This window comes from Granulicatella sp. 20925_1_28 (assembly GCF_041433575.1).
GTDB lineage: Bacteria > Bacillota > Bacilli > Lactobacillales > Aerococcaceae > Granulicatella.
Window position 1 is genome coordinate 1 of the sequence record NZ_JAPWBS010000024.1, and the last position, 7475, is coordinate 7475.

A 7475-nucleotide genomic window follows, 5' to 3' on the forward strand; every position below is an offset into this window, starting at 1 on the left:
TAGGAGTATCTTTCACATGTAAGATGCTTCCATCTTTACCAAGAGTTACTGTATATTCAGTTTCATCTAATTCGTAACCTTCTGGAGCAGTTTTCTCTTTAATCTTGAATTCTTTACCAGCATATTTTTCATCGAATTGTGGAGAAACAGCATGACCTTCTTCGTCAGTAGTCACTTCAACTGTATTTCCATCTGGATCTGTAATGACATATACAGCACTTTGAACAGGATTCAATGTTTTCTCGTCTACTTTGCTCACTTTAACTGTGTAAGCACTCGTTGCTTCGATTGTACCTGAGAAGAGTGAAGTTGCACTTGCTGTGAATGTTGTTTCAGTCGTATTTGTACGACGAGTGACAGGTGTACCGTCTGCTTTTGCTACAGAAACCATATTTTGAACTTTACTTCCATCATTTGGAGTTGTTGTGTCATAAGTGACATAGTATTTTTTAGTTCCATCTTTGAATGTGATTGTAAAGTTCGTATAGTTTTCATTCCAGTTTACTGTGTAGTCAGTTCCTTCTACTAATTGTACGAAATCCGATTCTTTACCAGATGTTGTTTCGTTCATTGAAGGTGCATTGTACACGACTAATGATTCAGGAATATATTGAATCGAAGCAGTAGATGGGTCACTTGGCAATGTATCAGTTAATACTAAGTTTTCCCCTAAGTTATCTCCACTCGTGTTTACACGTACTTTCCATTCTGAAACGTATTGGCCAGAACCTTTTGAACCTGCAGCTTCTAATTTTGCTGATGTCCATGCTTTATTTGCTGCTTGCCCACCAATTTTTGCAAAGTTTTCTTTACCAATTGGATCTGTTTCATTTGAAAGAGTTTGGACATTATGCGTTTGCGTAATTGTTGTCTTCATTGAAGGTGAATCAAATGTTACGGGTTGGTTCGAAACATTCTTCTTATATAAGAAGTTTAGCGCCAAAGTTCCTTTGACCTCTTTGACTGTATCCGCACCTTTTGCTGCTAAATATTGGTCAAGGTTCTTCAGTGTGACTGTAATCGTCCCACCTTGGTTATCTCCATGGCCTTCAAAATGTGCATCCGCAATTGGTACATTCGTTGCTAAATCAACTAATTCCACGTCATGATTATCATAGAAAGTAATCTCAGCCGGAACCTCTAATTTAAAGAAATCACCATTTTGAATATCTCCATTGTAATGCTCTAAGTCGAATAGCGCTCTTAATTTATATGCTCTATTTGTAAGGATTTGATAGACTCCATTTGCATCTGGACTTAATTTTGTATCCGATTGATCAAGAAGTTCTAATCCTGAAATTACGTTTTGAAGCTCTTTTCCTTCAGCTGCTTTTGCTGAAGTGTTTCCTAAAAACACCAATGATAAAATCACCAATAAAGTTGCGAATAAACCAAACCATTTACTCTTTTTCTTCATAAAAACCCTTCTTTCTTTTAACCGTTTTCACTATCGTACCACAAACTTCATACTAAAGGCAAAAAAATAGAGCAAGTGGAATAATTTCCACTTACTCTACGCGCCAATCGATTGGCGTTTGACCTGTTTTTTCTAAAAAATCATTAATTTGACTAAATGGTTTACTTCCAAAAAATCCGCGGTAAGATGACAACGGACTTGGATGTGGTGCCTTCAAAATCAAATGATTCGGATTGGTAATCAGCTTCTCTTTCGATTGTGCTGGTTTCCCCCACAATACAAAGACGATTGGATGGTCACTTTGATTAAGAGAAGTAATGACTGCATCGGTAAAAGTTTCCCACCCTTGACCACGATGGCTATTCGCCTCGTGTGCACGAACCGTTAATACCGTGTTCAAAAGCAACACTCCTTGTTTTGCCCAAGCGGTTAAATCTCCACTCTTTGCAACAGGAATGCCAAGGTCGCTTTCAAGTTCCTTATAAATATTCAGTAATGAAGGTGGCAAGGCGATTCCTTTTTGCACAGAGAAACTAAGGCCATGTGCTTGGTTATCACCATGATATGGATCTTGACCAAGAATAACCACTTTCACGTTATCAAAGGGTGTCAGTTCCAAGGCCTTAAAGACATTCTCTGCAGCTGGAAACACTTTATGATGATTTCGCTCGCTCTGTTCAAATGAACGTACTGCATGGAAATACTCTTTTTCCTTCTCCCCTCCAATGACATCATGCCATGTTGTCATAGAGTTTCCTCTTTTCTCTCGTAGATTTCAAACGTATGCGGATAGACATTTTTCTCATCCACTTCTCCTTCGAGTGATTTTACTTTAATAAAATCGCCCCACGGAAAATCGGTTGGAAAATACGTATCCCCTTCAAATGTATGATGGATTCTTGTGCAATAAAGCAGTTCTACATGGTCTTTTAAAAGACGATAGACTTCGGCACCACCACACACATAAATGTCCTCGTGTTTGGCATCTTCGATAATATCATCGATTTCGGTCACGACTTCAGCGCCTGGCACTTCATAATCGTCACTTCTTGTAAGAAGAATGGTTTGACGCCCTGGAAGCAAGCGACTCCCCATCCCCTCGAACGTTTTACGTCCCATGAGAATGGTTTGTCCCATCGTTACTTCTTTAAAGAATTTCCAATCATTTGGTAATCGCCATGGAAGCGTATTGTCTTTTCCAACAAGTCCTTGTTCATCTTGAGCCCAAATATAAATTAACATCTGTTTCCTCCAGTATTACACGGCAATCGGTGCTTTAATCGTTGGATGTGGATTATATCCTTCTACAATCACATCATCAACATCGATTTCAAACATTGATTTTTCAGGATGTTTTAATACAAGTGTTGGTAATTCTCTTTCTTCACGCGCTAATTGCGTCTCTACTTGTTCCATATGGTTTAAGTAGATGTGCGCATCGCCTAATGTATGAACGAATTCGCCAACTTCTAAACCAACTTCATTTGCGATTAAATGTGTTAATAAAGCGTAACTTGCAATATTGAACGGCACTCCTAGGAACACATCCGCACTACGTTGGTATAATTGGCAGCTTAATTTACCATCAGCCACATAGAATTGGAACATTGTGTGGCATGGAGGAAGCGCCATGCTAGGCACATCTTCTGGATTCCATGCGGATACAATCATACGACGTGAATCTGGAGAATTCTTCAATAAGTTAAGTAAGTCTGCGATTTGGTCAATCGTTTCACCCTTTGTGGTTTTCCAGTGACGCCATTGGGAACCATAAATATTACCAAGTTCACCGAATTCAGCCGCAAACGCATCATCCGTTAAGATTTTTTCACAGAAGTCTTTCTTCACTTCTTGGTATACTTCGTTAAACGCTTCGTCTTCTAAGCAGCGACGTCCAAAGTCTGTCATATCAGGACCAGTATATTTTGGAGAAGAAACATAACGCTCAAAAGCCCATTCATCCCAGATGTGATTGTTATGTTCTAATAAGTATTTGATATTTGTATCTCCGTGTAAGAACCATAACAACTCGCTCTTAATTAAACCGAACGCCACACGTTTTGTTGTTAAAAGAGGAAATCCTTTTTGCAAGTCAAAACGCATTTGGTAGCCAAACACACTTTTTGTACCTGTACCAGTACGGTCCGTTTTTGTGGTTCCTTCTTCTAAAATCTTTCTTAGTAAGTCTTTATATTGTTTCGTCATATCTGTTCCTTTCTTTAATTCCCTGCTAATTCTGCTAAATATTCCCAACGTTCGTAAGCTTTACTTGCCGCTTCTTCCGTCTTGTCTAATTCCTCTTGTAATTCTTGTAGTTTGGCAAAATCTTGTGCATGTACACTCATTTCCTCTTGCAAGAATTCTAGTTTTTCTTCGAGTTCTTGAATGGTGCCTTCAATCGTCTCCCATTCCTTCTTCTCTTGATACGTCATCTTCTTCGCCGGAGCTACTTTTGGTGCCTCCACTTTTGGCTCTTCCACCTTAGGAGCTTCCACCAAAACTTTTGCCAGTGTCTTTTCTTGTTCTAAATACTCACTCATCGATCCGTAGAAGAGTTCTGTTTGCCCTTCGCCTCGGATGACAAATAATTGGTCGACCGTCTTATCTAGGAAGTAACGGTCATGCGATACGATAAGAACCGCCCCATTAAATGACTCTAAGAAGTCTTCGAGTACGGTTAATGTATCGATATCCAAGTCGTTCGTTGGTTCGTCTAATAATAACACATTTGGTTTTGTCATTAATAAGCGAAGTAAGTAGAGTCGTCTTCTCTCTCCCCCAGACAAGGTATGGATATACGCTCCATGTAAATGTCTTGGGAATAAGAAGGTCTCGAGTAATTCTGAAATCGATGCTACTTCTCCGTTTTCACGTTTAATCTCTTCCGCTTCTTCTCGTAAATATTGGATTAGCTGTTTATCCATTGGAATATCTTCATCTTGTTGTTTATAGTACGCGATTCGAACGGTCTCGCCGACAACAAATTGCCCACTATCAAATGGAATCTGTCCAGCAATAGCGTTTAGAAAAGTAGATTTTCCAACACCATTCACCCCAGCAATCCCGACACGGGCTTGACTTTGAATAATCCAATCTAGATTCTTCACAATGGACTGCCCATTGATTGAAAGGCTGGCATCTTCTAATTGGAAGACACGTTTTCCAATACGAGCTTGATCAAACTCCATCACTAGTTTCTCTTTTGAAGTAGTTTGCTTCACATCTTTTTCTAATGCTTCAAAACGATGAATTCGAGCCTGTTGCTTCGTTGAACGAGCCTGTGCTCCTTGACGCATCCATTCTAGTTCACTCAAGTACAATCGTTTTTGCTTTTGACTCATACGTGCTGCGATTTGTTCTCGTTGGCTTCGTTGCTCTAAGTACGATTCATAATTCCCTTCATACGCTTCGATTCTACCGTTCACGAGTTCAAACATATGCGTCACCGCACGTTCTAAGAAGTAACGGTCGTGAGTCACGAGCATCATCGCACCTTTGTAATTGGCTAAATATCCTTCTAACCATTCGATGGCTTCTAAGTCTAAGTGGTTCGTTGGTTCATCGAGCAATAGTAAATCCGGTTCTTCCATCAATACTTTTGCAAGTCCCACACGTTTCTTCTGACCACCAGAGAGTGTGCCCACTTCTTTCTGGATATCCGTTAGTCCCATCTTTTGGAGAATAGTCTTGATTTGAACTTCCACTTGCCATCCATCGATTTCATTCATCTTTTGCTCTAAGACACTGTATCGTTTTGTAAGGCTTTCTGACGTTGGATTTTCTCGTAATTGTTCCACCACTTCTTCAAAGTCATGAACGACTTTTAATGTTGGATGGTCGCCTTTATACAAGGCCTCAAAAATCGAATCTTCATCATCCAATTCTGGTTGCTGAGATAAATATCCAATTCTGTAATCGTTAGACGTTGTGATGTCTCCTGATTCAGCAAAATCAACTCCTGCAAGAATGGATAATAATGTACTCTTCCCAGTCCCATTTTGACCGATTAAACCAACGTGTTCTCCTTCGTTAATAATAAAGGATACGTCTTCTAATAATGATTTCGCACCATAAGATTTTTTTAAATGATCGACTCTAAAATCTTTCATGCAAACTCCTTTCAAGTCTCTTAATATAACCCTTGAATTTTCCCATTGTCATCAACACTAATTCCAAGTGCTGCCGGAATTTTAGGAAGTCCCGGCATTGTTAAAACTGTTCCCGTTAATGCGACAATAAATCCAGCACCAAGCTTAGGGACGAAAGAACGAATCGTAGTATCGAAATCGGTTGGTCGTCCTTTTAATTTTGCATTATCCGAGAATGAGTATGGTGTTTTGGCAATACACACATTCAGATGGTTCCATCCCAGATTTTCGAATTCCTTCAATTGTGTAAGGGCTTCGTCTGAATAATGAACGTTTTTAGCACCATAAACGTTCTTCGCAATCGTCTCTACTTTTTCTTGGATTGTCGCACTCATATCGTAAGTTGGTTGGAAAGTAGTGTTGTTCTCACATAATTCTACGACTTTCTCTGCTAGTGCGATACCGCCCCTGCTTCCATGTTCCCACACACTCGTAAGAACACAATCAACACCCATCTCACAGCATAATTCCATAAAGAGGGCTTGTTCATCTTTTGTATCTGTTAAAAATTCATTTAAGGCTACAACAACTGGTAAGCCATAAGCTTGTACGTTTTCGATATGTTTTCGTACATTTTTGAAACCTTCACGAACCGCCTCGAGATTCTCACCAAGTGCGAGTTCATCAAGCGCAACGCCACCATGCATTTTCGTCGAACGAATCGTTGCGACAAGCACCACAGCATCTGGATGTTTTCCAAGAACAGGAACTTTAATATCGAGGAACTTCTGTGCACCAAGGTCAGCCCCGAATCCCGCTTCGGTCACTACATAGTCTGCAAGCGTCAATGCCATTCTCGTCGCCACGACACTATTACAGCCGTGCGCGATATTAGCAAATGGTCCTCCATGAACAATGGCTGGTGTTTCTTCCAATGTCTGCACAAGGTTAGGCTTCATCGCCTCTTTAAGCAGCGCAGTAATTGCACCTTCCGCACCTAAATCAAACACGGTAACAGGTTCTCCTGACTTTGTATACGCCACGAGAATATTTGAAACGCGTCGTTGCAAGTCGCTTAAATCACTCGCCAGGCAAAGAATCGCCATCATTTCGGTTGCGACCGTAATATCAAAACCGTCTTTACGCGGTGTTCCATTCACTGGACCTCCCAGTCCGATTTCAATTTCTCGCAACGCTCGGTCATTTAAGTCCACGGCTCGCTTCCAAATAATGCGGTTAGGATCGATTTCTAATTCATTTCCTTGATGAATATGATTATCGATGATGGCGGATAACAGATTTGTTGCTGTCGTTAGGGCATGCATGTCCCCTGTGAAATGCAAATTGATTTCTTCCATCGGAACAACTTGTGCATAACCTCCACCTGTAGCTCCTCCTTTGAGCCCAAGCGTTGGTCCTAGAGAGGGTTCACGAAGTGCAATGGCTGTTTTCTTTCCAATAGCCGTTAGTGCGTCCCCAAGCCCAACTGTTACTGTAGACTTTCCTTCTCCAGCAGGAGTTGGATTCATCGATGTCACTAAAATGAGTTTCCCAAAATTCTCTGGGTTATGAATATCAGTCTTATCAATCTTGGCTTTGTATTTTCCATAGGGTTCCACTTCATCAGGTGTTAAATAAAGCTTTTCGGCAATCACCGTGATGGGTTGCATTTGGTTTTCTTGTGCAATTTTAATATCTGTTTTCATGAGGCCACCTCGCTTGATGCATATTCGTTTTATTATACCATAATTTGAAGCAAAAAAAGAATGAGGATGCAATACATCCTCATTCATCTCTTATGATTTTAGTCTTCTTTTTTCTTGAATCCTAATACTCCAAAACCTGTTAACATTGCTGCAATTGCTGCACCAGTTAGAGAAGCCGTAGCTCCTGTATTTGGTAATTCTTCTTGTTTTGGTTCTTCTGGCGTACTAGTTGTTGTTTCTACTGTTGTTTCTGCTGTTGTTTCT

Annotated in this window: 7 protein-coding genes; all 7 read right to left on the reverse strand. The window is 40.3% G+C overall.

Annotated features, from left to right (window positions below):
* Positions 1 to 1417: prealbumin-like fold domain-containing protein (locus O3793_RS08690; RefSeq protein ID WP_371446913.1), on the reverse strand; the 1417-nt coding region annotated here is incomplete at its 3' end.
* A 91-nt stretch (positions 1418 to 1508) separates the two neighbouring features.
* Positions 1509 to 2165 carry a uracil-DNA glycosylase gene (gene ung, locus O3793_RS08695; protein WP_371446915.1) on the reverse strand — a complete coding sequence of 219 codons (657 nt, stop codon included), beginning with the start codon at positions 2163 to 2165 and terminating at the stop codon, positions 1509 to 1511.
* On the reverse strand, positions 2162 to 2659 hold the full coding sequence (locus O3793_RS08700; RefSeq protein WP_371446917.1) for a dihydrofolate reductase: 498 nt from the start codon (positions 2657 to 2659) through the stop codon (positions 2162 to 2164). The genes ung and O3793_RS08700 overlap by 4 nt, the downstream gene beginning before the upstream one ends.
* Positions 2660 to 2674: 15 nt before the next feature.
* Positions 2675 to 3622 (reverse strand): thymidylate synthase, encoded by a 948-nt coding sequence (locus O3793_RS08705; protein WP_371446919.1) that lies wholly within the window; start codon positions 3620 to 3622, stop codon positions 2675 to 2677.
* 14 nt (positions 3623 to 3636) lie between these two features.
* The gene (locus O3793_RS08710) at positions 3637 to 5526 is read right to left on the reverse strand and encodes an ABC-F family ATP-binding cassette domain-containing protein (RefSeq protein WP_371446921.1); all 1890 of its coding nucleotides are present in this window, start codon (positions 5524 to 5526) and stop codon (positions 3637 to 3639) included.
* A 20-nt stretch (positions 5527 to 5546) separates the two neighbouring features.
* On the reverse strand, positions 5547 to 7211 hold the full coding sequence (locus O3793_RS08715; RefSeq protein WP_371446923.1) for a formate--tetrahydrofolate ligase: 1665 nt from the start codon (positions 7209 to 7211) through the stop codon (positions 5547 to 5549).
* 98 nt (positions 7212 to 7309) lie between these two features.
* On the reverse strand, positions 7310 to 7475 hold a 166-nt coding region (locus O3793_RS08720), incomplete at its 5' end, for an LPXTG cell wall anchor domain-containing protein (RefSeq protein WP_371446925.1).